We start from the raw sequence: 22,553 nt of genomic DNA on the forward strand, positions 1-22,553 counted from the left end.
GCGCGTCATGCTGAGAAGTCTCGACATCCGGGACATGCTGATCATCGACCGGCTGGAACTGACGTTGTCGCCGGGCCTCAACGTGCTGACCGGAGAGACCGGCGCAGGAAAGTCGATCCTTCTCGACGCGCTCGGCTTCGTTCTCGGCTGGCGCGGGCGGGCCGAGCTGGTCCGAGAAGGCGCCGAGCAGGGCGAGGTGGTGGCGGAGTTCGACCTCGCGCCCGGACATCCGGCGTTCGCGGTTCTGGCCGAAGCCGGGCTTCCGCAGGACGACGTTCTGATCCTGCGCCGCGTCAATGCCCAGGACGGCAGGAAGACGGCCTGGGCCAACGACCGCCGCGTTTCCGGCGAAGTTCTTCGCCAGCTTTCGGACACGCTTGTCGAATTGCACGGTCAGCATGATGACCGCGGCCTTTTGAACCCGCGCGGGCACAGGCAGATGCTGGACGCTTTCGGCGGGCTCGAAGACCTGGTCGCACGGACCCGTGTTGCCTGGCGCGATCTTCAGGGCGCGCGGGCGGCCCTGGAAGAAGCCGAGGCAAGGCTGGCGGCGGTGCGCGAGGAAGAGGATTTCCTGCGCCATGCCGTCGCCGAGATGGACAAGGTCGCCCCCGAACCCGGTGAGGAAGAGACGCTCGACGCGTCGCGTCGGCTGATGCAGGCCGCCGGCCGGATCCGCGAGGACGTGGCGCGCGCACATGAAGCACTTGGGTCGTCGGGCGCCGAAGGGCTGCTGCGCGACGCCGCACGGTGGCTCGAGGACGCGGCCGGTCAGGCGGAAGGAACGCTCGATGTGGCGCTCGCCGCTCTGGATCGGGCGCTGGTCGAATTGGGCGATGCGGAGGACGGTGTCGCCCGGGCGCTCGACCGTCTGGACGTCGACCCGGGGGAGTTGGAGCGCGTGGAGGAGCGGCTGTTCGCAATCCGCGCTCTGTCGCGCAAACATGGGGTTCAGCCCGACGATCTTCCCGGCCTCGCCGATGATTTTCGCACAAAGCTGGCCGAGCTCGATGCGGGTGCGGGGGACCTGAAGTCCCTGCGCCGCGGGGTAGGCGAGGCCGAGGCGGCCTATGAGGATGCGGCGGACGCCCTGGGTCAGGCGCGCGCCGAGGCGGCTGGTGAACTCGACACGGCGATGGCGGCAGAGCTTGCGCCCTTGAAGATGGAGCGTGCGACCTTCGCCACCGAGATCTCGGAAGGCGACGCGGGGCCAGAGGGCCGCGATCACGTCGCGTTCACCGTTGCCACCAATCCGGGTGCGCCGGCCGGGCCGCTGAACCGGATCGCATCCGGGGGCGAGATGTCTCGCTTCCTTCTTGCGCTGAAGGTCTGTCTGACGTCGGATGCGGAGGGGCTGACCATGATCTTCGACGAGATCGACCGGGGCGTAGGCGGGGCAACCGCCGACGCCGTCGGCCGCAGGCTGGAGGCGCTGGCCGAGGACTCTCAGGTGCTTGTGGTGACGCACAGCCCGCAGGTCGCGGCGCGCGCAGGCCACCACTGGCGGGTCGAGAAGTCGGTCGAGGGCGGCATGACGCTGTCCCGCGTGACCTCTCTCTCTGAAGGGGAGCGCGTGGACGAGATCGCGCGGATGCTTGCGGGCGACACGGTGACGGACGAGGCCCGCGCGGCGGCGCGGGCGCTTCTGTCGGCCTGAAGCCTAGCCCCGCCGGCGTCGATTGCGGCGGACCGGACCTTCCGTGTCGTCGGTGCCGTCGCTGGCGGACGACAGTGGGCCGAGCTTCGCCACGATCACGTCAAGTGTCGGGCTTGCCCCCTTGGGCGCCGTCTCGAGCGCCTCGCGCATCCGCGCCAGATGCTCCGGCGTCGTGCCGCAGCACCCGCCGATGATCCGCGCGCCCAGATCGCGGGCGAGGACAGCGTAGTCGGCCATCAGCTCTGGCGTGCCGTCATAGTGGATGTGACCGTCGACGTACTTCGGGATGCCGGCGTTGCCCTTTGCGACGATCGGCGTTTCGGAGCCCTGCGCACAGAAGCCGAGCACGGTGCGCAGAAGGTCCGACGCGCCGACGCCGCAGTTGGCGCCGAAGGCGAGGGGCGGATGCGGCAGGGCGGCGACCATGTCGGCCATGCCTGCGCTCGTCAGGCCCATCATCGTCCGGCCGGCGGTGTCGAAGCTCATCGTCCCGACCCAGGGCATTCCTGCCAGTTCCGCGGCGCGGCCGGCGGCCTTGTATTCCTCGGGTGCGCTGATGGTCTCGACCCAGAGGACGTCGACGCCGCCTTCCTTCAGCCCTTCAGCCTGCTCGTGGAACATCTCGACGGCGCTCTCGTAGGACAGCGTGCCGAGCGGTTGCATGATCTCGCCCGTCGGCCCCATCGAGCCTGCGACGATGACGGGGCGATCCTGCCTGTCGGCCAGCTCGCGGCCGATCTCGGCGCCCGCGCGGTTCAACTCGCGCACGCGGTCCTGCGCATTGTGCAGCTTCATCCGCGCGGCGGTCCCGCCGAAGGTGTTGGTCAGGAAGAGGTCGCTGCCCGCATCGACTGCGCCCTTGTATAGCAAGCGGATATCCTCGGGACGCTCGACGTTCCACAACTCGGGCGCATCGCCTGCCGACAGGCCCATGTTGAACAGCGTGGTCCCCGTGGCGCCGTCGGCCAGGATCCAGTCGCGCGCCGCGAGGAGGTCGCTCAATCGGTCGGTCATGGAGATCGCCTCTGCCTTCTGGTCGCGCGCCACATGCCACGCCGGCCAGCCGGACGCAATTCGATTGTCCGATACCCCGTCGCGGTCGGAGCGGCACAAAAAAAGGCCGGGCACGAGGCCCGGCCAGTCCAACAGGGAGGTGAAGCGACGACAGGTCGTCGCGTTCGATGAGGGATTTATTGGCGTGTCGAACAAGATTCAAGCGCGGCCGGAAGCTGCGGCCGCAAAGCGGCTATGCACCTTGCGCAAAGCTCAGGTCTGCATCCGCTTGCGGTGCGCGATGATCTCTTCGGTGACGAAGTCCCGGAAGGCCGCGATGCGCCGCGACTGCCGCAATTCCTCGGGGTAGGCCAGGAAGACGGGGACGTCGTTCGACTCCACGTCCGGCAGGACGCGGCGGATGTTCGGGAAATCCTGGATGACGTAGTCGGGCAGCACTCCGATGCCGAGATCCGACCGCACGGCCTGAAGGACGCCGAAGTAGTTGTTGACCGTCAGGGTCGAAGGAATGTCGTAGGTCAGAAGCTCCTGCACCAGCTTCGCGCCCGCGCTGACCTGGGTGGTGGTCACGTTCTGGCAGATCAGCCGGTGCTTGGAGAGATCCTCGAGCGTCTCGGGGGTGCCGCGTGCCTCGAGGTAGGCGGGCGTCGCGTAGAGGCGCATGTTCACCGACATGAGCTTGCGCCGGATCAGGTCGGCCTGGCTTGGCTCCTTCATGCGGATCGCCACGTCGGCTTCGCGCATCGGCAGGTCGAGCACGCGCTCTTCCAGCATCAGGTCGATCTTCAACTCGGGGAACTTCTCGTAGAGCGCGGGCAGGCGAGGCGCGAGCCAGAGCGATCCGAACGCGGTCGTCGTGGTCACGCGCAACTCGCCGAAGACCTCTTCCTCGCTGTCGCGAATGCGCGCCTCGGCGGTATCGAGGCGGCGGGACATGGCCGACGTCGCATCGAACAGTAGCTCGCCCTGTTCGGTCAGGATCAGGCCGCGGGCGTGGCGGTGGAAGAGGGTCGTATTGAGGCTTTCCTCGAGCGCGCGAATCTGGCGGGATACGGCGGACTGGCTGAGGTGAAGCGACTCACCGGCGTGCGTGAGACTTCCCGCGTCCGCGACCGCGTGAAAGATCCTGAGTTTGTCCCAATCCATCCGTACCCGATCTCCATTTGCCCCGGCGGGTCTTGTTTTGCAGGAGCCTTACAGGCTTGACCCCCGCCCACGCAATCGCGGGTGTGAACAAGTTTGATTTTGTAGGTCAGCAAATTTGACCTATACTCAGTCATGGGGAGGCTATCATGAACACACGTACTGTCACCCTTCATGACAAGTTCGACCTGGAGCAGGGCACCGTCCTTCTGAACGGAACGCAGGCGCTTGTGCGCCTGATGCTCATGCAGAAGGCCCGCGACGCACAGGCAGGGTTGAACACCGCCGGATACGTCACCGGCTACAGGGGCTCGCCTCTTGGCGCGGTCGACCAGCAGATGGCGGCGGCCCGCAAGGACCTCGAGGCGTCGGACATCCGGTTTCTGCCCGGTCTCAACGAGGATCTGGCCGCGACCGCCGTGTGGGGGACGCAGCAGGCCGAACTGCGCGGCGAGGGACGCTTCGACGGTGTCTTCGCGCTCTGGTACGGCAAGGGCCCCGGCGTCGACCGCTCGGGCGACGTCATGCGGCACGCGAACATGGCGGGCACTTCGGCACGGGGCGGCGTCCTGATGGCCATGGGCGACGACCACACAGGCGAGAGCTCGACCACCTGCCACCAGTCGGACTGGGCCATGGTCGACACTTATATGCCGGTGCTGTCGCCTGCAGGCGTGCAGGAGATCCTGGACTTCGGGCTCTACGGCTATGCCCTGTCACGGTTCTCGGGCCTCTGGTGCGGGCTCAAGCTGATGAAGGACACGGTCGAGGTCACGAGCGTCGTGGACGGGCGGCCGGACCGCATGTCCTTCGTGACGCCCGACTTCCCGATGCCCGAGGGCGGGCTGAACATCCGGCTCGGCGATCACTGGATCCCGCAGGAATCCCGGATCATCGACCACAAGCGCTTCGCGGCCGAGGCGTTCAGCCATGCGAACCGGATGGACAAGCGCATCTGGGGCAAGCGTGGTGCAAGGATCGGCGTCGTGGCGGCGGGCAAGAACTGGCTCGACCTGACGCACGCGCTTGGCCTTCTCGGCATCGATGCGGAGGAAGCGGAACGGCTGGGGATCACGACCTACAAGGTGGGACAGACCTTCCCGCTGGACATGAAGGGGTTCCACGACTGGGCCGAGGGTCTGGAACTGATCGTCGTCGTCGAAGAGAAGCGCAAGCTGATCGAGGTGCAGATCAAGGAGGCCATCTTCGACGACCGGCAGGGCCGGCGCGTCTGGGGCTGGCGCAAGGGGGCGCCCGACGCCGAGGAGTTGTTCCCGGTGCGTTATGCGCTCGACCCCGCGCTGATCGCCGAAAAGATCGGCGGCATCCTGATCGACGAGGGGCGCGGCACCGACCGCATGCGCGCGGGCCTCGAGGCCGTGCGTTCGGCGAGGGTCGCGGACAACGCCCCCGACATCGCCGCGCGGATTCCCTATTTCTGTTCGGGGTGCCCGCACAACACCTCGACCAAGCTGCCGGAGGGCGCGCGCGCCTATGCCGGGATCGGCTGTCACTTCATGGTGCAGTGGATGGACCGCGAGACGTCCGGCTTCACCCACATGGGCGGCGAGGGGGCGAACTGGATCGGCGAGGCACCGTTCTCGACGCGGGGGCACGTCTTCCAGAACCTTGGCGACGGGACCTACAATCACTCGGGGCTGATGGCCGTCCGGGCCGCCATCGCGGCGGGTGTGAACATCACCTACAAGGTGCTCTACAACGACGCCGTCGCCATGACGGGCGGCCAGAAGAACGACGGCGACCTGCCGCCGGAGCGCGTCGCGCGCGAGCTTCTGGCGGCGGGGGTCAAGGACCTGGCCGTCGTCTACGACGCGAAGGAAGAGCCCGAGCGGAGCCTGTTCCCGAAAGAAGCGAGTTGGGACGAGCGCGCCGACCTTCTGACCGTCGAAAAGCGCATGGCCGAGACCGAGGGCGTCACGGCGATCCTCTATATTCAGACCTGCGCGGCCGAGAAGCGGCGGCGGCGCAAGCGCGGCACATTCCCCGAGATCGGAACGCGGGTCTTCATCGACACCGACGTCTGCGAGGGTTGCGGTGATTGCGGAGTGCAGTCGAATTGCGTCAGCCTCGTGCCGGTCGAGACCGAACTCGGCCGGAAGCGCGCCATCGACCAGTCGTCCTGCAATAAGGACTTCTCGTGCCTGAACGGCTTCTGCCCGTCCTTCGTCACCATCGAGGGAGGCGTACCTCGCAGGGCCGAGACCGTCGACATCGACACCGGACATCTTCCCGAACCCGCGCTCCCCGGGATTGCGCTGACCCACAACATCGTCATCACCGGCGTGGGCGGCACGGGCGTCGTGACCATCGGCGCGGTGCTGGCGATGGCCGCGCACCTCGACGGCAAGGGCGTCGGCATGATGGAGATGGCGGGCCTCGCGCAGAAGGGCGGCGCGGTCCACATCCACTGCCGGATCGGCAAGTCGCCAGCCGACATCAGCGCCATTCGCGTGGCCGTCGGCGAGGCGGATACGCTGATCGGCGGCGATCTGGTGGTGTCGGCGGGGTCGAAGACGCTTCAGCTTCTGACGCCGGGCCGGACGCAGGGTGTCGTGAACACGCACGAGGTCGTAACCGGCGACTTCACCCGCAAGCCCGACCTGACGATCCCCGTCGACCGGCTGGTCCTGTCGCTGGAGCGCAAGCTGGGCGGGGGGATGGCGCGGTTCGATGCCTCGGACCTCGCGGTCAAGGTCCTTGGCGATGCCATATATTCCAACATGATCGTCCTTGGCGCGGCCTGGCAGTTTGGCCAGGTGCCGGTCTCGGGTGAGGCGCTGCGCCGCGCGATCGAGTTGAATGGCGCGAAGGTGGCCGAAAACACGCGCGCCTTCGAGATCGGCAGGTGGGCCGCGCTGAACGCCGACGAGGTCTCGCGGATCCTCGCCGCCGAAGTCATCGGGTTGCCGAAGTCGCTGGACGAGAAGATCGCCTTCCGCGAGCGGCATCTCGAAGCCTATCAGAACGCACGTCTGGCGCGTCGGTATCGTGCGATGGTCGACAGTTTCGAGGACCCGGCGATGAAGGAGGCAGTGGCAACATCCTATCACAAGCTGTTGGCCTACAAGGACGAATACGAAGTCGCGCGGCTCCTGAAGGACACGCGCGACAAGGCGTCGGCGGTCTTCGAGGGTGACTTGAAGATGACCTATCACCTGTCGCCTCCCATTCTTGCACGCGAAGGGGCGGACGGCCGCCCGAAGAAGCGGGCGTTCGGCCAGTGGATGGAGCGTCTGTGGCCGGTTCTCGCGCGGATGAAGGTGCTGCGCGGCACGCCTTTCGATCCCTTCGGATACACCGCCGAGCGCAGGATGGAGCGGCGGCTGATCCGCGACTACGAGGCCGACATGAAACGCCTGGCGACGGCCGGCGACCGCGATGCGGCGCTCGACCTCGCGAAGCTGCCCCTGTCCATCCGAGGCTTCGGTCCCGTGAAGGAAAAGGCGGCGCGTGCGGCAGCCGAACGGCGCGCGGCGCTTCTCTCGGCGCTCGACCGCCCGCCAGCTCGACACGCGGCGGAGTGACGGGCGCGCCACGGCGCGGAGGGCTTCGTCACCTGACCGTCACGAAAGCTCGTGAAACTCGGGCGCAGCCGGTAGGCAGGCGCCAGGGACAGGGAAGCGCGCATGGAGAGACAGGTCGCCCGCGACATTAGCTATGCCTTTTCGGCGCGAAGCCGGGGAGGTCGCGCGCTGATCCGGACGGTCGAGAACGCCACGGGACGCCTGCGCCTGATCCGACGCGCGGACGGGTATCACCAGGCAGTCGCCGGGGGACGCGACTTCTGGGAGGAGATGGTCAGCCGCTATGGCCTCTCGCTCGAGATCGCCGGAGGATCGCTCGACCTCATCCCGCAGGACGGCCCGCTCGTCATGGTGGCGAACCATCCCTACGGCATCCTCGACGGACTGATGATGGGCTACATCCTGAGCCGCCTGAGGTCCGGCGACTTTCGCATCCTTGCAAACAGCGTCTTTCGCAATTCGCCCGAACTCGACCGTGTGGTGCTGCCGATCGACTTCGGCGAAAGCCGCGCCGCGGTCGAGACGAACCTCGCCACGCGGGCCGAGGCGCTGCGCTATCTGGGGCAGGGCGGCGCCATCGGCGTCTTTCCGGGCGGCACGGTCTCGACCTCGGCCAAGCCTTTTTCGCGGCCGCTCGATCCGGTCTGGCGCGCCTTCACGGCAAAGATGATCCAGAAAAGCGGGGCGACGGTGATTCCGATCTTCTTCGAGGGCGCCAATTCGCGGCTGTTCCAGATCGCGAGCCATCTTCATACGACCCTGCGCCTGGCGCTTCTGATACAGGAGTTCCGACGTCGCGTGGACGAACCGGTCCGCGTGGTGATCGGCGCGCCGATCTCGCGCACCGATATGTCGCCCTACGGCGGCGACCAGAAAGCCCTGATGGACTTTCTCAGGGCCCGGACCTATGCCCTGTCGCCGGGAATGCTCGATTCACGCGCCTACGGGTTCGAGTTCGAAGCGAAGCACAAGGCCAACAACAGGCGGGCAGAGGGCGATGTCGGTCGGGATTTTCGATAGCGGACTGGGCGGGCTCACGGTCTATCGGGCCGTTGCGGCGCGGCTGCCCGATCTGCCGGTGGTCTACTACGGCGACAACGCCCATACCCCTTACGGCACGCGCGACGCGGACGACATCTATGATCTGACGACGAAGGGTGTGCAGCGCCTGTTCGAGGCCGGTTGCACCCTTGTCATCCTCGCCTGCAACACCGCGAGTGCGGCGGCCCTGCGGCGGATGCAAGAGTCCTGGGTGCCGCGCGACAAGAGGGTCCTGGGGGTCTTCGTGCCGCTGATCGAGGCTTTGACCGAGCGTCACTGGGGCGACAACTCTCCTCCCCGCGAGGTGGGCGTGAAGCATGTGGCCCTCTTCGCCACGCCCGCCACAGTCGCCAGCCGCGCGTTTCAGCGCGAGCTTGCCTTCCGCGCCATCGGCGTCGATGTCGAGGCGCAGGCCTGCGCGGGGGTCGTCGACGCCATCGAGGATGGCGACATGATTCTCGCCGAAGCGCTGGTGCGGAGCCACGTCGACGCGCTGAAGCGCAAGATGCCGAGACCGGACGCGGCGGTGCTGGGCTGTACGCATTATCCCATCGTCGAGGACGACTTCCGCAAGGCGCTCGGGCCCGGCGTGACGGTGTTCAGCCAGCCCGAACTGGTGGCGGCGAGCCTCGCCGATTATCTCGAGCGGCATCCCGCGATGAAGGGGTCGGGGCAGGTGACGATGTTCCTCACCACCGGCGACCCGGGGCGGGTCAGCGACCAGGCGACTCGATTCCTTCGGCGGCGGATCGACTTCCACAAGGCATGACGGCGACCCGACGTCTCTGAAGGTCGATGGAGAGGGCGGTTTGCCGCGTTGCATTCGCTCGCGCGGATCGCCAAATCTGTCGGGAAGGGAGAGACGTCGATGAAGAGCCTGAAGAAACAGCGGCGCATCCAGGTTCTGGCCTTGGCTGGGCTTTGCCTTCTGGGCGTGCTTGCGGTGCTCTGGTTCCTCCCGAAGGACGCCTTCCAGTTCTTCCGTTCACCGACCGAGGTGATCGCGGCCCCGCCCTCCGACGACGAGTATTTCCAGATCGGCGGCCTGGTGAAGGACGGCTCGATCACGCCCGTCGAGGGCGTGCGGTTCCGCTTCGTCGTGACGGACGGGGCGACCGAAGTGCCGGTGGCCTATGTCGGCGACGATCCTGCGCCCGACCTCTTCAAGGAGGGGCAGGGCACCATCGCCAAGGGCTATTACCGCGCCGGCGTCTTCGAGGCCTCGGAGCTTCTGGCGAAGCACGACGAGAGCTACATGCCCAGGGAAGTGATCGACGCGCTCAAGGAGCAGGGCGTGTACCAGGACCCGAACGGCTAGTTTCTCGAACGTTAACCGCCCCCGCGCACCTTCCCGCCCGCAACGATCGGGCGAGGGACCATGCGGCGCGTCGAACAGATCGCAGACGAGATCATCGCCCGCGAGGGCGGCTATGTGAACGACCCGGACGATCCGGGCGGGGCCACCAAGCACGGCGTGACAATCGGTACGCTTCAGCGGCTTGGCCTTGATCTGACGGGGGACGGGCGGGTCGACGTCAACGATGTGCGACGCGTCACCCCGGCTGAGGCGCGGCGCATCTTCGTCGAGGACTACTTCCGCAAACCGCGGCTCGACCGTCTTCCCGAGGCGCTTCAGGCGCAGATGTTCGACATGCAGGTGAACGCGGGGGCCGAAGCCGTGCGCATCCTCCGGCGGCTTCTCGCCCGGATGGGCTACCCCTGCGCGGTGGACGGGATCGTCGGTCCCGAGACCGAGCGCGCCGCACGGGCCGCCGCCGCCGCCGCGCCGGACCACTTTGCCGATGCCTACGGGATCGCCCGGCGCAACTGGTACTACGACCTTGCCGACCGTCGTCCGTCCAGCCGCAAGTACGCGCGCCGCCGCGATGGCGGCAAGGGCGGCTGGATCCTGCGGGCGGAAAGCTTCATCTCGCCGCGCTTCCATCTCACCGAAGCCCAGCACCGCGAGAGGACGTCGGCATGGGCCTGATCGGGGACCTGTTCGGCGTCGTCCTTGGCGGCGGGCGCAACGCGGTGCGCGAGACGGTCGAGGTCTTCCGGCCCAATGCCGAGGCTCAGGCCGTGCGCGACGCGGCGCAGGAGACGGCCGCGTTGGCGCAGTTCGCCTCGGAGTTCGCTTTGCCTCGACAGGGGTGGTTCGACCGTCTGATGGACGGTCTGAACCGCCTGCCGCGCCCGATGATGGCGCTCGGCACGCTGGCGCTGTTGGTCTCGGCCATGTTCGACCCGATGTGGTTCGCCGCTCGGATGCAGGGCATCGCGCTGGTGCCCGAGCCGCTCTGGTGGCTGATGGGGGCCATCGTGTCGTACTACTTCGGCGCACGCCACCAGTCGAAGTCGCAGGACTTCCAGCGCGGCCTCGCCCTGACACTGGCCGCGGCGCCGCAGGTGGTTCGGAACGTGCGCGCGCTCGAGGCGCTGGCGGCAGGTTATGGCGGACGCGACGAGGCTGAGGATACGCCGAACGCGGCCCTCGACGAGTGGAGGGCCGGAGGTGAGCGGTGACCTTCTCCTTCAACTCGTCGCCGAACACGGTCCCTGGGCGGTGATGGTGTTCTTCCTGCTGTGGCGGGATTCCGAGAAGGACAAGGCGACGCGCGTCATCCTCGACCGCAATGCGCTGATCCTGACCGAGATCTCGACCGTCATCCGCGAACGCCTGCCGAGGAGCTGACGATGAGCCTTTTCCTCGCGGCGCTCCGCCGCCGTCTCGCCGGCCGCCGCTTCACCCGCGCCGTCGAGCGCCACGCCCGAGCGGCCGACGATCTCGACCGCGCTCTCCGAGAGGTGCTGTCCCGATGACCAGACCGCTGATTCTGCTGGCACTGGCGAGCCTCGTCTTCCTCGCATCGAACGAAGCCTTCGGCTATGGGGCGGCCTACCGGATCGCCTATGGCGCCTTTACGCTGATGGCGGCGATGATCTCGCTGACCTTCCTGTGGCTTTGGGCGCGTCGCGCGACGCCGCTTGCCATCGGCATGTCGTTCGGATGGGCGGGCGCCGCGTCCGTCATGGGCTGGTGGTGGACCTTCAACGTCCTGCACGGGCCCAAGTGGATGGTCGACAACCCCCTTCTGCTGGTCTTTCTCTCGATCTACTTCGTCGGCGCGACCCTTCATTTCCAGGTGATCTCGCGGTCCTTCGGTTCTGACGGACGCGGCTGGATCTGGCCCGTCGCGGCCAGTCTCGCCGTGTCGCTGGCCGTCCACTTCCTGGCCTGAGGCTCACGGGCCCGCGACCTGTCGTCTCGCGCCCTTGGCGCGGACGAGCGGGCGGCATAGTGTCGGCGGCATGATCGTCGAGCTTGGCCATTTCACACTACTCCTCGCACTGGCCGTGGCGCTGGTGCAGACCGTCCTGCCGCTGGTCGGCGCGCAGATGCGCTGGACATCGTGGATGACGGTGGCCGGACCTGCGGCCATCGCGCAGGCCCTGCTTCTGGCGTTTTCGTTCTCGACGCTGGTCTGGGCCTTCGTGACCTCGGACTTCTCGGTCCGCCTCGTGGTCGAGAACTCTCATACGCTGAAGCCGATGCTCTACAAGGTCACCGGCGTCTGGGGAAACCACGAGGGCTCGATGCTGCTGTGGTGTTTCATCGTGGCGGTCTTCGGAGGCCTTGTCGCCTTGTTCGGCGGCAACCTGCCCGACAGGCTCAAGGCGCGTGTCCTGGGCGTCCAGGGATCGATCGGCGTCGCGTTCCTCAGCTTCCTGATCTTCACGTCTAACCCCTTCGTCCGACTGGCCTTTCCGCCGATGAACGGACAGGATCTGAACCCGCTGTTGCAGGATCCCGGCCTCGCCTTCCATCCGCCCTTCCTCTACCTCGGCTACGTCGGTCTCTCGACGTCCTTCTCCTTCGCCGTCGCCGCCCTGATCGAGGGGCGCGTCGACGCCGCCTGGGGCCGGTGGGTCAGGCCCTGGACGCTTCTCGCCTGGATCATGTTGACCATCGGCATCGCGCTCGGCTCGTGGTGGGCCTACTACGAGCTTGGCTGGGGCGGCTTCTGGTTCTGGGATCCGGTCGAGAACGCCTCGTTCATGCCCTGGCTCATCTCGGCCGCGCTCCTGCATTCGGCCATCGTGGTCGAGAAGCGCGAGGCTCTGAAAAGCTGGACCATCCTGCTGGCCATCCTCGCCTTCGGCTTCTCGCTGATCGGCGCCTTCATCGTGCGGTCGGGCGTCCTGACCTCGGTCCACGCCTTCGCGACGGATCCCGAGAGGGGCGTCTACCTTCTCGCCATCACGGCGTTTTTCATGGGCGGGGCGCTGACGCTCTATGCCGCGCGGGCGGGCGAGATGCAGGCCAAGGGCGTCTTCGGCGTCGTCAGCCGGGAAAGTGCGCTCGTCCTCAACAACGTGTTGCTTGCCGTCGCGGCCTTCGTCGTGTTCCTGGGCACGGTCTGGCCGCTCATCGCCGAGATGGCGTTCGGCCGAAAGCTGTCCGTCGGCGCGCCGTTCTTCGACGCGGCCTTCACGCCCTTCATGGTCATTCTCGCCGCCGTGTTGCCGATAGGCTCTCTCCTGGCGTGGAAGCGCGCCACGTTCGGTCGGGTGCTGCGGTCGCTCTGGCTGGCCTTCGCGGGCGTCGCGGTCCTGTCAGCCCTGGCCTGGGGGTTCGGCAGCGGCCGCGGGCTTCTGGCGCCGATTGGCGTGGCGCTTGGAAGCTGGCTGATCTTCGGCGCGGCGACCGACCTCTGGGGCCGGACAGGGCGCGAGGGGCTTGCGGTCAGGGCGCGCCGGGCGCTTCGGCTGCCGCGCGCGGACTGGGGCCGGGTCACGGCCCACTCGGGCCTAGGCGTCACCATCATCGGCATCGCGCTGATGACGGCATGGCAAGTCGAGGACATCCGGGTGGCGAACGAGGGCGACACCTTCGCCGTCGGCGGCTACGACATCACGCTTGCGTCGGTCGAGGATATCCGCGGACCGAACTATCTCTCGACCATGGCCGAGATGCGGGTGGCGAGGAACGGACGCGAGGTCGCCGTCCTTCATCCCGAAAAGCGCGTCTATCCCGTCGCCGCCATGCCCACGACCGAGGCGGCCATCGACAACGGGGTCTTCCGCGACATCTACCTCGTTATCGGCGACGCGCAGGCGGGCGGAGGCTGGGCCGTGCGGGCCTACGTAAAGCCCTTCGCCAACTGGATCTGGGCGGGCGCGATCATCATGGCGCTCGGCGGCGGTCTGTCGCTGTCGGACCGCCGCTTCCGGGTGGCCGCCGGCGCCCGGAAGGCGCCGAGCGGGGTGCCGGCGGAATGATCCGCGTCGCTGTTCTTCTGTGGCTGGCATTCGCAGGCGCGGCGGCGGCGGTCCAGCCGGGCGAGATGCTGACGGACCCGGCGCTTGAGGAGCGGGCGCGCGAGCTTTCGCGGGGGCTGCGCTGCCTCGTCTGCCGCAACGAATCCATCGACGAATCGAACGCCGACCTGGCCCGCGATCTGCGCGTCCTCGTGCGCGAACGCATCGCGGCAGGCGACAGCGATGCCGAAGTCATCGACTTCGTCGTGGCGCGCTACGGCGAATATGTCCTTCTCAACCCCACGACCTCGGGCGCGAACATCGTTCTGTGGATCGCAGGCCCCGTCCTCCTGCTCTCCGGTCTCGGGATCGCCGCGCTTTACCTGCGCCGACGCAGGTCGGACGCCCCGGCCGAAAGCCTGAGCAGCGACGAGGAAGCGCGTCTGAAGGCGCTTCTGGGCGACTGATACGCTGCGTCCGCCTTTCCTGAACCGATCCGTTCAGTTATGCCGGGCGGAAAGCAGGGAAGGACGCGCCTCATGGACTACCAGACCATCCGCCTGACGTATCGCGACGGCTATGCCGAGATCACGCTGAATCGGCCCGAGGTGAAGAACGCCTTGAACCGGCAGATGCGGGCCGAGCTTCTGCACGCCGTGCAGGCTGCCGGCAAGGAAGCGCGGGCGGTCGTGCTGACGGGGGCGGGCGGCGCCTTCTGCTCGGGGCAGGACCTGTCGGACCGCAACCAGTCGCTGGCCTCGGCCAACCTCGAGCGCACGCTGAGGGACGAATACGAGCCTCTCCTGCGCGCGATCTACGACTGTCCGGTGCCGACGATCTCGGCCGTGGGCGGGGCGGCGGCGGGGGCAGGGGCCAACATCGCGCTGGCGGCAGATGTTGTCATCGCCACCGAAAGCGCGGTCTTCCTCCAGGCCTTCACGCGCATCGGCCTGATTCCCGATGCGGGCGGCACCTACTGGCTGCCGCGCCAGGTGGGCTTTGCCCGCGCCATGGGGGCTGCCCTTTTCGCCGAACCCGTGCCCGCCCGGCAGGCGGCGGAGTGGGGCATGATCTGGGAGGCGGTGCCAGATGCCGACTTCGAGGCGCACTGGCGTGGCCGGACCGCGAAGCTCGCCAAGGGCCCGACCGTCGCCTATGCCGCCGCGAAGGAGGCGATCCGGGGCACCTACGGCAACACACTCGACGAGCAGCTTCTCCTCGAGGCGAAGCTTCAGGGCCGCTGCGGCCAGTCCCGAGACTTCCAAGAAGGCGTGATGGCCTTCCTCGAGAAAAGGCCGGCCGACTACGAGGGCCGCTGACGCCCTAGAGCCAGCGGCGCGTCCGGTCGCACAAGGCCGTGTAATCGGACCCGAACTTCGCGGACAGGTAGGCTTCCTCGCGCCGCACGACGAAGACGTCGAGGAGAATGCCGAGACCAACCGCCACGATCGGTCCCCATAGGGTGACAAGCGTCAGACCGAAGCCCGCCGTGAAGACGATCATGCCGAGGTACATGGGGTTGCGCGTGAACCTGTAGGGTCCCGTCGCGACGATCCCGAGCGCTGGCTTGTAGGGGTTCACGTTGGTTCCCCTCCGCCGGAAGGTCAGGGCGCCCGTCGCCGCGAGGGCTAGGCCCGCCGCCATCACCACCCAGCCTATGCCCGATACGTCCCGTCCAAGGACGCCGAGGGGCAGGTAGCGCGACAGGAGCCAGGTTGCTGCCAGCGCGGCAGCGAAGGCCAGGGGCGGCGGGAAGGCGATGAGGGGGTGATCGTCTGTCATGGGCCTCATCCTAACGCAAACCGGCGGCGCCGTAACGCCGCCGGTTGGTTTCGTCCGCTGACCGTCAGATCAGGTTGAAGAAGTCGCCGCCCTCGGCGTCGATCGGCGGAAGATCGATCCCGCCGCCACCGTCCCCGGCGTTCGGGGTGACGAGAATGGTGATCGTGGCGGTGTCGCCGCCCTCGATGGTGTATTCGAACGTCGTTTCCTTCTCCTCGTCGCCGAACTCTCCGTTTGCGCTGAAGTCGACGGAGCCGTTCTCGTAGACCCTCAGCAGACCTCCGGCCGAACCCGGCACCTCGACGAAATCGAGCTCGTCGGTCTGATCTAGGGTCTCGTCGTTCACGGCGAGGACGTCGCCCTCGTACATTCCGCCCGTATCGGTCATGTCGTTGTCGAGCAGGCTGAACGGGCCGGAGCCGAGTTCGAAGAATTCGTCCACGACGCCGAAGATCGCATCCGGCGAGGCGGTCAGGAAGTCGTCGATCGCGTCGTTGCCGGATTGCTCTTCACCGTCGCCGCCGTCGCCGCCGTCAGAACCGTCGCCGCCGTCGCCGCCGTCAGAACCGTCGCCGCCGTCGCCGCCGTCAGAACCGTCGCCGCCGTCGCCGCCGTCAGAACCATCTCCGCCGTCGCCACCATCCGTTCCGTCGCCACCGTCGCCGCCGTCCGAACCATCTCCGCCGTCGCCGCCGTCCGATCCGTCCCCACCGTCGCCGCCGTCCGAACCATCTCCGCCGTCGCCGCCGTCCGGTCCGTCGCCACCGTCGGACCCGTCGCCACCGTTTCCGCCATCCGAACCGTCGCCGCCGCCTTCGCCGCCGTCGGTCGGATCCTCGATCTCGTCGTCGGGCTCTTCAGGTGCCGTCGTGCCCAGCTTCAGCGAGCCGCTGCGCGACCCGTCGGGGTCGCCGACGGAAGTCAGGCGCACCGCGAAGTCCTGCAGCGCCACGTCGGCCAGCGTCAGAGGATCGTCCGCGTCGAGTGTGAAGGTGATGTCCTGAAGGTCGCCGTTGCCGAGGCCGGTCGGGTCGAGGAGGACCCCCACGTCGAAGGCGCCGAATTCCTTCAGGACCTCTCCGTTGATGTTGATGCCGCCGCCCAGGTTCGACACCGAGCCCTCGTCGACGACCGTGAACAGGCTGCCGCCGTCCTCATCAGTCGAGGACATCCCGACAAAGCCCGAGACGTCTGCGCTGAGGTCGAAGAAGAGACCGTTGATCTCTCCGATCTGGCCCGTATAGCCCTCTTCGCCGGGCTGGAGGACGTGGACGTTGAACTCGAGATTGCCGTCGATCTCGGTCACCGTCACGCGTACGTTGACGCCGCCCTCGATCAGAAATTCCATGCTTGTCATGCTGTCCCTCCGCGTGAGTCAAAGCCCCGTTCCGCGGTCAGCATTTCCTCCCGGTTCCGTCACATTCGTGACGACCGGGAGGCAAAAACATGGCGAATGTCCAGAAACCCCAACAATTGAAGGGGCTTAGAAACTATCTGTCCTCGACGTCGACATAATCTCGCCGTGTGGCGCCCACGTAAAGCTGACGCGGGCGGCCGATCTTCATCGCCGGGTCGGCGATCATCTCTTTCCACTGGCTGATCCAGCCGACGGTGCGCGCGACAGCGAAGATGGGCGTGAACATCGAAGTCGGGAAGCCGATCGCGTCGAGGATGATGCCGGAATAGAAATCGACGTTCGGATAGAGCTTCTTCTCGATGAAGTAGTCGTCCTTGACGGCGATCTCTTCCAGTTGCTTGGCGACCTGGAGCGTCGGGTTGTTCTCGATCCCCAGCAGATCGAGCACCTCGTCCGCCGACTGCTTCATCACCTTCGCGCGCGGGTCGAAGTTCTTGTAGACGCGGTGTCCGAAGCCCATCAGGCGGAAGGGGTCGTTCTTGTCCTTCGCGCGCTCGATGAATTCGGGGATGCGGTTCGGCGAGCCGATCTCGCGCAGCATCTCCAGCGCGGCCTGGTTCGCGCCGCCATGCGCCGGGCCCCAGAGGCAGGCGATGCCGGCGGCGATGCAGGCGAAGGGGTTGGCGCCCGAGGACGACGCCAGCCGCACCGTCGAGGTCGAGGCGTTCTGCTCGTGGTCGGCGTGGAGCGTGAAGATGCGGTCCATCGCGCGGGCGACGATCGGGTTGACCTCATAGGTCTCGGCCGGGACGGCGAAGCACATGTGCAGGAAGTTCGCCGCGTAGTCGAGGTCGTTCCTCGGATACACGAAGGGCTGGCCGATGGAGTACTTGTAGGCCCAGGCCGCAATCGTCGGCATCTTGGCGATCAGGCGGATCGAGGCGACCTCGCGCTGCCAGGGGTCCGCGATGTCGGTCGAGTCGTGATAGAAGGCCGACATGGCGCCGACGACGCCGACCATGGTCGCCATCGGGTGCGCGTCGCGCCGGAAGCCGCGGAAGAAGTACTGCATCTGCTCGTGCAGCATGGTGTGCTTGGTGACGCGGCCCTCGAAATCCTCAAGCTGCTCGGCGCTCGGCAATTCGCCGTAGAGCAGGAGGTAGCAGACCTCGAGGAAGTGCGACTTCTCGGCAAGCTGGTCGATGGGATAGCCGCGGTGCAGAAGCTCGCCCTTGTCGCCGTCGATGAAGGTGATCGTCGACTCGCAGGAAGCGGTCGAGGTGAAGCCGGGGTCATAGGTGAAAATATCGGCCTGGCCGTAGAGCTTGCGGATGTCCACGACGTCCGGTCCGGCGGTCGGCGACATCATGGGAAGATCGTAATCCTTGCCATCGAAGGAGAGTTTGGCGGTCTTTGTCGTCTCAGCCATGTCGTTCCCTGTCCTTGGTGTCCCGCGGAATGGCGGGCGCGTGTTCGTCGTCGCGGACCGGCTCAGGCCGCCGGAGGTCGGGCGGCGTCTTCAAGCCGGGCGACCGTTTCCTCGCGCCCGAGGACCAGCATCATGTCGAAGACACTGGGAGAGACGGAGCGTCCGGATAGAGCGGCCCGAAGCGGGCCCGCAAGCTTGCCGAGCTTGGTCTGGTGCGCCGTGGCGACGCCCCCCACCACAGCTTCGAGCGTGTCGCGGTTCCAGCTAGCATTTCGCAGGTGCGGCGTCAATTCAAGCAGTATACTACGGGATACCGCGTCGAGCGCCGCCGCCGATTTCTCGTCCGGCTCGACGGGTCTGCCGGTGAGCACAAAGAACGCCTTTTCAAGGAGTTCCGGATAGGTCTTTGCGCGGTCCTTCAGACAGTACATGGCGCGGTTCAAGTCCGATTGCTGGGTCGGCGTCAGCGCCTTTTGACCGGAAAGGCTCAAATATTCCTGAATCTGCGCTACGAGTGCAGCATCGTCGGTCGCCGCGATGTGCTGACCCGAGAGATTGGCCAGCTTCTTGGTATCAAACCGGGCGGGCGCCTGACGAATGCCGTCGAGGTCGAACCATTGGATCGCCTGCGCATCGGTGAAGAACTCGTCGTCCCCATGGGACCACCCGAGCCGCGCCAGATAGTTGCGCATCGCGGACGCGGGCCAGCCCTCGGCCGCCCACTCCTCGACCCCAAGCGCGCCGTGACGCTTCGACAGCTTCTTGCCGTCCTCACCGTGGATCAGCGGGATATGCGCCCAGACCGGCACCTCCCATCCCATGGCGTCGTAGACCAGCATCTGGCGGGCGGCGTTGTTGAGGTGGTCGTCGCCCCGGATGACGTGGGTCACCCCCATGTCGTGATCGTCAACCACGACGGCCAGCATGTAGACGGGTGTGCCGTCCGACCGCAGGACGATCATGTCGTCGAGCTGGTCGTTTCGGATGGTCACGTCGCCCTGCACGCGGTCGCGGATCACCGTCTGTCCCTCGCGCGGCGCCTTCACGCGGATGGCGAAAGGCGCGTCCGGATGATCGGCCTCGGGCACGTCGCGCCAGGGCGAGCGGAAGAGGGTGCTTTCGTTCTTCGCGCGCGCCGCCTCGCGGAAGGCCTCGATCTCGTCCTGCGTCGAGAAGCACTTGTAGGCCGCACCCCGCGCCAGCATCTCGCGTGCGACCTCGGCGTGGCGGTCCGCACGCTCGAATTGGCTGACGGCCTCGCCGTCCCAGTCGAGCCCGAGCCATGTGAGGCCCTTCAGGATCGCCTCGGTCGCCTCGGGCGTGGAGCGTGCGCGGTCGGTGTCCTCGATCCGCAGCAGGAATTTGCCCCCGCAATGCCGGGCATAGAGCCAGTTGAACAGCGCCGTCCGCGCGCCCCCGATGTGCAGATAGCCTGTGGGCGAGGGCGCGAAGCGGGTGACGACGGGACGCTCGGACATGCGGGCCTTAACCTTCTGGAAACCATGAAAGCCCTAAGGCTCGCCGTGGTGTAGCCAAGCCGCCGGGATGTCTCAAGGGTGCCGCCGAATTCGATCCTGACCGCTCTCGACCGCCAAAGGGGGCACCTTTTCCCGTGGATCGCGGTTCTCTATGCGACCGGGATCGCGATCTACTTCGGTCTGAGGGTCGAGCCAAATGCGCAGCACTGGTGGGGAATCCTCGCGTTGGCAGTATGTTGCGCGGCGATATTCAGGTTTGGGGCCGAGACGCTTCGCCTTCTGCTCATGGCCATTCTCGTCACCCTGGCCGGTTTCTCCACGGCTGGCCTGCGCGCGCACCAGGTAGCGGACGTCACGCTCGGCTGGCGCTATTACGGTTCGGTCGAGGGCAGGATCGTCGAGATCGACCGCTCGGCGTCGGACGCGGTCCGCGTGACGCTCGACCGCGTGCGGCTGTCGAGCGTGCCGCCTGCCCGGACACCCGGCAGGGTGCGTATCGCCCTCCACGGTGAACGGGTATTCGTCACGCCGGAACCCGGGCAGACCGTGATCCTGACCGCCAACCTCTCGCCGCCCGGCGGCGCGGTCGAGCCAGGCGGCTATGATTTCCGACGCCAGGCATGGTTCGACGGGCTGGGGGCGGTCGGATATACCCGGACGCCGCTTCTCCTGCTGGCCGAACCCGAGCGGGATGGCCTGACCCTTGCCCTCTACCGTCTGCGCATGAGGATCAGCGCGGCGGTCCAGGCAGCGCTGCCGGGTCGGGCCGGCGCCTTCGCCTCGGCGATCACGACAGGAGACCGGGCCGGGCTCGACCGGCCGACGCTCGACGCGCTCCGCGCCTCGAACCTTGCGCATCTGCTCGCCATTTCGGGTCTGCACATGGGCCTTCTCACAGGCTTCGTCTTCGGCGCGCTGCGTCTGACGCTCGCGGCCATTCCGGGGGCGGCGCTGCGCCTGCCGTCGAAGAAGATCGCCGCCGTGGGTGCGCTCGTGGCGGGCGTCGTCTATCTGGCGCTCTCGGGCGGGAATGTCGCGACCGAGCGCGCCTTCGTCATGGTCGCGATGATGTTCGCCGCCGTCCTGATCGACCGCCGCGCGATCACGTTGCGGGCCGTCGCGATGGCCGCCCTCGTGGTGCTTGCGTTGCGCCCCGAGGCGCTGACCGGGCCCGGCTTCCAAATGTCCTTCGCGGCCACCATTGCGTTGGTTGCGGTCTATGGCGCGCTCCGCGATCGGGCCTGGCGCGGTCCGAAATGGGCGTATTGGGCCGGGGGCGTCGTCCTGTCGTCCTTCGTCGCCGGGCTTGCGACGGCCCCCGTCGCCGCGGCGCATTTCAACCAGGTGCCGCACTACGGTCTTCTGGCGAACGTCGTGTCGGTGCCGTTGATGGGCCTCGTCGTGATGCCGGCTGCGGTGCTGGCAGCCCTTCTCTGGCCCTTCGGGCTGTCCGGGCTCGGCCTTGGCCTGATGAAGCCCGCGATCCTGTGGATCCTCGGCGTGGCCGAGACGGTCGCCGGCTGGCCGGGGGCGTTGAGCTTCGTCATCTCGCCGCCGGGCACGGTCCTTCCGCTTCTGACGGTCGGAGGTCTCTGGATCGTGCTCTGGCAAGGGCGCTGGCGGGTTTTGGGGGGGCCAGTCGTCGTCGCGGCGATGATGCTCTGGGCTGCGGCGGTCCGGCCAGAGGCGCTCGTGTCCGAGACGGGCGGGCTCGTAGGCGTGATGACGGATCAGGGCAGGGCGCTCTCGAAGGGAAAAGGCGACGGCTTCGCTGCCAAAAGCTGGCTCGAGAACGACGGTGACGGCGCGACGCAGGCGCAAGCGGCCGAGAGGCTTGCGTTCCGCACCGAAGGTCGTCTGCGCCGCTTCGAGGTGGGAGGGGGCACGATCCTCCACGCCACCGGAAAGGTCGCAGCGGCCGAGGCGCTGGCTGCCTGCGGTGAGGCGGCGCTGGTGGTTGTGAACATCCGCGCCGAGACGCCACCCGGATGCGATGTCTACGACGCCCGGCGTCTGGCACTGATCGGTGCGCTAGCCATTGAGGCGGGAGAGGACGGGCCGAAGGTCGTTTCGGCCCGGGACCGGACGGGAGACAGGCTGTGGTCGCGTCAGCCTCAGTAGGTACGGATAAGCCCGACGAGACGGCCCTGAACCTTGACCTGGTCATCGCGGTAAAGCCGCGTCTCGTAGGCGGGGTTGGCGGCCTCGAGAGCGATCGAGCTTCCGGAACGGCGGAACCGCTTGAGGGTCGCCTCCTGATCCTCGACCAGCGCCACGACGATGTCGCCTGTCTCGGCGGTCGATGTCTCGCGGATCACCACGATGTCGCCGTCGTTGATACCTGCCTCGATCATCGAGTCGCCCTTCACCTCGAGCGCGTAATGGTGCCCCTTGCCGACCATCTGGTTTGGGACAGAGACGGTGTGGCTGACCTCGCTGATCGCCTCGATCGGAACGCCGGCGGCGATGCGGCCCATGACGGGCAGGTCCATCGCCCCGGAGTCGACCGACATGGCGGATGCGGGCCGCGAGGTGGGACGGTCGCCTTCGATCACGCGAGGGCGGAACCCGCCCGGCGACCCGACCGACGACAGCGCGGCGCTCTTCCTCTCGAGCGCCTCTGGCAGCTTGACGATTTCGATGGCGCGCGCGCGGTGTGCGAGGCGGCGGATGAAGCCGCGTTCCTCGAGCGCCGTGATGAGCCGGTGGATGCCGGACTTCGAGCGGAGGTCCAGCGCCTCCTTCATTTCGTCGAACGAGGGCGGAACGCCGTCACGCTGTAAACGCTTGTTGATGAAATCCAACAAATCCAGTTGCTTGCGGGTCAGCATCGACGTGAACCTCC

Annotated in this window: 21 protein-coding genes; 14 read left to right on the forward strand and 7 right to left on the reverse strand. The window is 67.2% G+C overall.

Annotated features, from left to right (window positions below; translation table 11 throughout):
* Window positions 1–7 precede the first annotated feature (7 nt).
* The gene (recN, locus tag C8D95_RS08115; protein ID WP_109758674.1) at window positions 8–1,657 is read left to right on the forward strand and encodes a DNA repair protein RecN; all 1,650 of its coding nucleotides are present in this window, start codon (window positions 8–10) and stop codon (window positions 1,655–1,657) included.
* A 3-nt stretch (window positions 1,658–1,660) separates the two neighbouring features.
* Here the strand turns inward: recN and bmt are convergent, their stop codons facing one another.
* Window positions 1,661–2,671, reverse strand: coding sequence for a betaine--homocysteine S-methyltransferase (bmt, locus tag C8D95_RS08120; protein ID WP_109759009.1), 1,011 nt, complete (start codon window positions 2,669–2,671; stop codon window positions 1,661–1,663).
* 252 nt (window positions 2,672–2,923) lie between these two features.
* Entirely contained in the window at window positions 2,924–3,817 is an 894-nt protein-coding gene (locus tag C8D95_RS08125) for a LysR family transcriptional regulator (protein WP_109758675.1), read from the reverse strand.
* Window positions 3,818–3,963: 146 nt separating this feature from the next.
* Between C8D95_RS08125 and C8D95_RS08130 the strand changes: the two genes are divergently transcribed.
* From C8D95_RS08130 to C8D95_RS08180, 12 genes are all read left to right on the forward strand, one after another.
* On the forward strand, window positions 3,964–7,359 hold the full coding sequence (locus C8D95_RS08130) for an indolepyruvate ferredoxin oxidoreductase family protein (protein WP_109758676.1): 3,396 nt from the start codon (window positions 3,964–3,966) through the stop codon (window positions 7,357–7,359).
* 102 nt (window positions 7,360–7,461) lie between these two features.
* Window positions 7,462–8,379 carry a lysophospholipid acyltransferase family protein gene (locus C8D95_RS08135; RefSeq protein ID WP_109758677.1) on the forward strand — a complete coding sequence of 306 codons (918 nt, stop codon included), beginning with the start codon at window positions 7,462–7,464 and terminating at the stop codon, window positions 8,377–8,379.
* Entirely contained in the window at window positions 8,357–9,169 is an 813-nt protein-coding gene (locus C8D95_RS08140; RefSeq protein ID WP_109758678.1) for a glutamate racemase, read from the forward strand. The genes C8D95_RS08135 and C8D95_RS08140 overlap by 23 nt, the downstream gene beginning before the upstream one ends.
* 99 nt (window positions 9,170–9,268) lie before the next feature.
* Window positions 9,269–9,718 carry a cytochrome c maturation protein CcmE gene (gene ccmE / locus C8D95_RS08145; RefSeq protein ID WP_109758679.1) on the forward strand — a complete coding sequence of 150 codons (450 nt, stop codon included), beginning with the start codon at window positions 9,269–9,271 and terminating at the stop codon, window positions 9,716–9,718.
* 60 nt (window positions 9,719–9,778) lie between these two features.
* Window positions 9,779–10,390, forward strand: coding sequence for a holin-associated N-acetylmuramidase (locus C8D95_RS08150; RefSeq protein ID WP_109758680.1), 612 nt, complete (start codon window positions 9,779–9,781; stop codon window positions 10,388–10,390).
* A complete protein-coding gene (locus C8D95_RS08155) occupies window positions 10,381–10,926 on the forward strand; it encodes a holin family protein (RefSeq protein ID WP_109758681.1) in 546 nt (181 codons plus the stop codon). Before C8D95_RS08150 ends, C8D95_RS08155 begins: the two co-directional genes overlap by 10 nt.
* A complete protein-coding gene (locus tag C8D95_RS08160) occupies window positions 10,916–11,095 on the forward strand; it encodes a hypothetical protein (protein WP_109758682.1) in 180 nt (59 codons plus the stop codon). The genes C8D95_RS08155 and C8D95_RS08160 overlap by 11 nt, the downstream gene beginning before the upstream one ends.
* Window positions 11,096–11,097: 2 nt before the next feature.
* The gene (locus tag C8D95_RS22745; RefSeq protein ID WP_277601040.1) at window positions 11,098–11,223 is read left to right on the forward strand and encodes a hypothetical protein; all 126 of its coding nucleotides are present in this window, start codon (window positions 11,098–11,100) and stop codon (window positions 11,221–11,223) included.
* Window positions 11,220–11,642: a hypothetical protein gene (locus C8D95_RS08165; RefSeq protein ID WP_109758683.1), complete on the forward strand. Its 423-nt coding sequence runs from the start codon at window positions 11,220–11,222 to the stop codon at window positions 11,640–11,642. The genes C8D95_RS22745 and C8D95_RS08165 overlap by 4 nt, the downstream gene beginning before the upstream one ends.
* A gap of 70 nt (window positions 11,643–11,712) precedes the next feature.
* Entirely contained in the window at window positions 11,713–13,683 is a 1,971-nt protein-coding gene (locus C8D95_RS08170; RefSeq protein WP_109758684.1) for a heme lyase CcmF/NrfE family subunit, read from the forward strand.
* Window positions 13,683–14,129: a cytochrome c-type biogenesis protein gene (locus C8D95_RS08175; protein WP_164721790.1), complete on the forward strand. Its 447-nt coding sequence runs from the start codon at window positions 13,683–13,685 to the stop codon at window positions 14,127–14,129. The genes C8D95_RS08170 and C8D95_RS08175 overlap by 1 nt, the downstream gene beginning before the upstream one ends.
* Before the next feature lie 72 nt (window positions 14,130–14,201).
* Window positions 14,202–14,981, forward strand: coding sequence for an enoyl-CoA hydratase-related protein (locus C8D95_RS08180; protein ID WP_109758686.1), 780 nt, complete (start codon window positions 14,202–14,204; stop codon window positions 14,979–14,981).
* 4 nt (window positions 14,982–14,985) lie between these two features.
* Here the strand turns inward: C8D95_RS08180 and C8D95_RS08185 are convergent, their stop codons facing one another.
* From C8D95_RS08185 to gltX, 4 genes are all read right to left on the reverse strand, one after another.
* Window positions 14,986–15,444 (reverse strand): methyltransferase family protein, encoded by a 459-nt coding sequence (locus tag C8D95_RS08185; RefSeq protein ID WP_164721633.1) that lies wholly within the window; start codon window positions 15,442–15,444, stop codon window positions 14,986–14,988.
* 64 nt (window positions 15,445–15,508) lie between these two features.
* Entirely contained in the window at window positions 15,509–16,801 is a 1,293-nt protein-coding gene (locus C8D95_RS22255; protein WP_206508479.1) for a hypothetical protein, read from the reverse strand.
* Window positions 16,802–16,934: 133 nt separating this feature from the next.
* On the reverse strand, window positions 16,935–18,230 hold the full coding sequence (gene gltA / locus C8D95_RS08195; RefSeq protein ID WP_109758688.1) for a citrate synthase: 1,296 nt from the start codon (window positions 18,228–18,230) through the stop codon (window positions 16,935–16,937).
* 62 nt (window positions 18,231–18,292) lie between these two features.
* The gene (gene gltX / locus C8D95_RS08200) at window positions 18,293–19,708 is read right to left on the reverse strand and encodes a glutamate--tRNA ligase (protein WP_109758689.1); all 1,416 of its coding nucleotides are present in this window, start codon (window positions 19,706–19,708) and stop codon (window positions 18,293–18,295) included.
* Between the two features lie 78 nt (window positions 19,709–19,786).
* On the opposite strand from gltX, the gene C8D95_RS08205 reads away from it, so the two are divergent.
* On the forward strand, window positions 19,787–21,829 hold the full coding sequence (locus C8D95_RS08205; protein WP_109758690.1) for a ComEC/Rec2 family competence protein: 2,043 nt from the start codon (window positions 19,787–19,789) through the stop codon (window positions 21,827–21,829).
* Here C8D95_RS08205 and lexA read toward each other — a convergent pair.
* A complete protein-coding gene (lexA, locus tag C8D95_RS08210) occupies window positions 21,823–22,539 on the reverse strand; it encodes a transcriptional repressor LexA (RefSeq protein ID WP_109758691.1) in 717 nt (238 codons plus the stop codon). The genes C8D95_RS08205 and lexA overlap by 7 nt on opposite strands.
* Between the last annotated feature and the right edge of the window lie 14 nt (window positions 22,540–22,553).

It is taken from the genome of Silicimonas algicola (genome assembly GCF_003148765.1).
In the GTDB taxonomy this organism is placed as follows: Bacteria; Pseudomonadota; Alphaproteobacteria; order Rhodobacterales; family Rhodobacteraceae; genus Silicimonas; species Silicimonas algicola.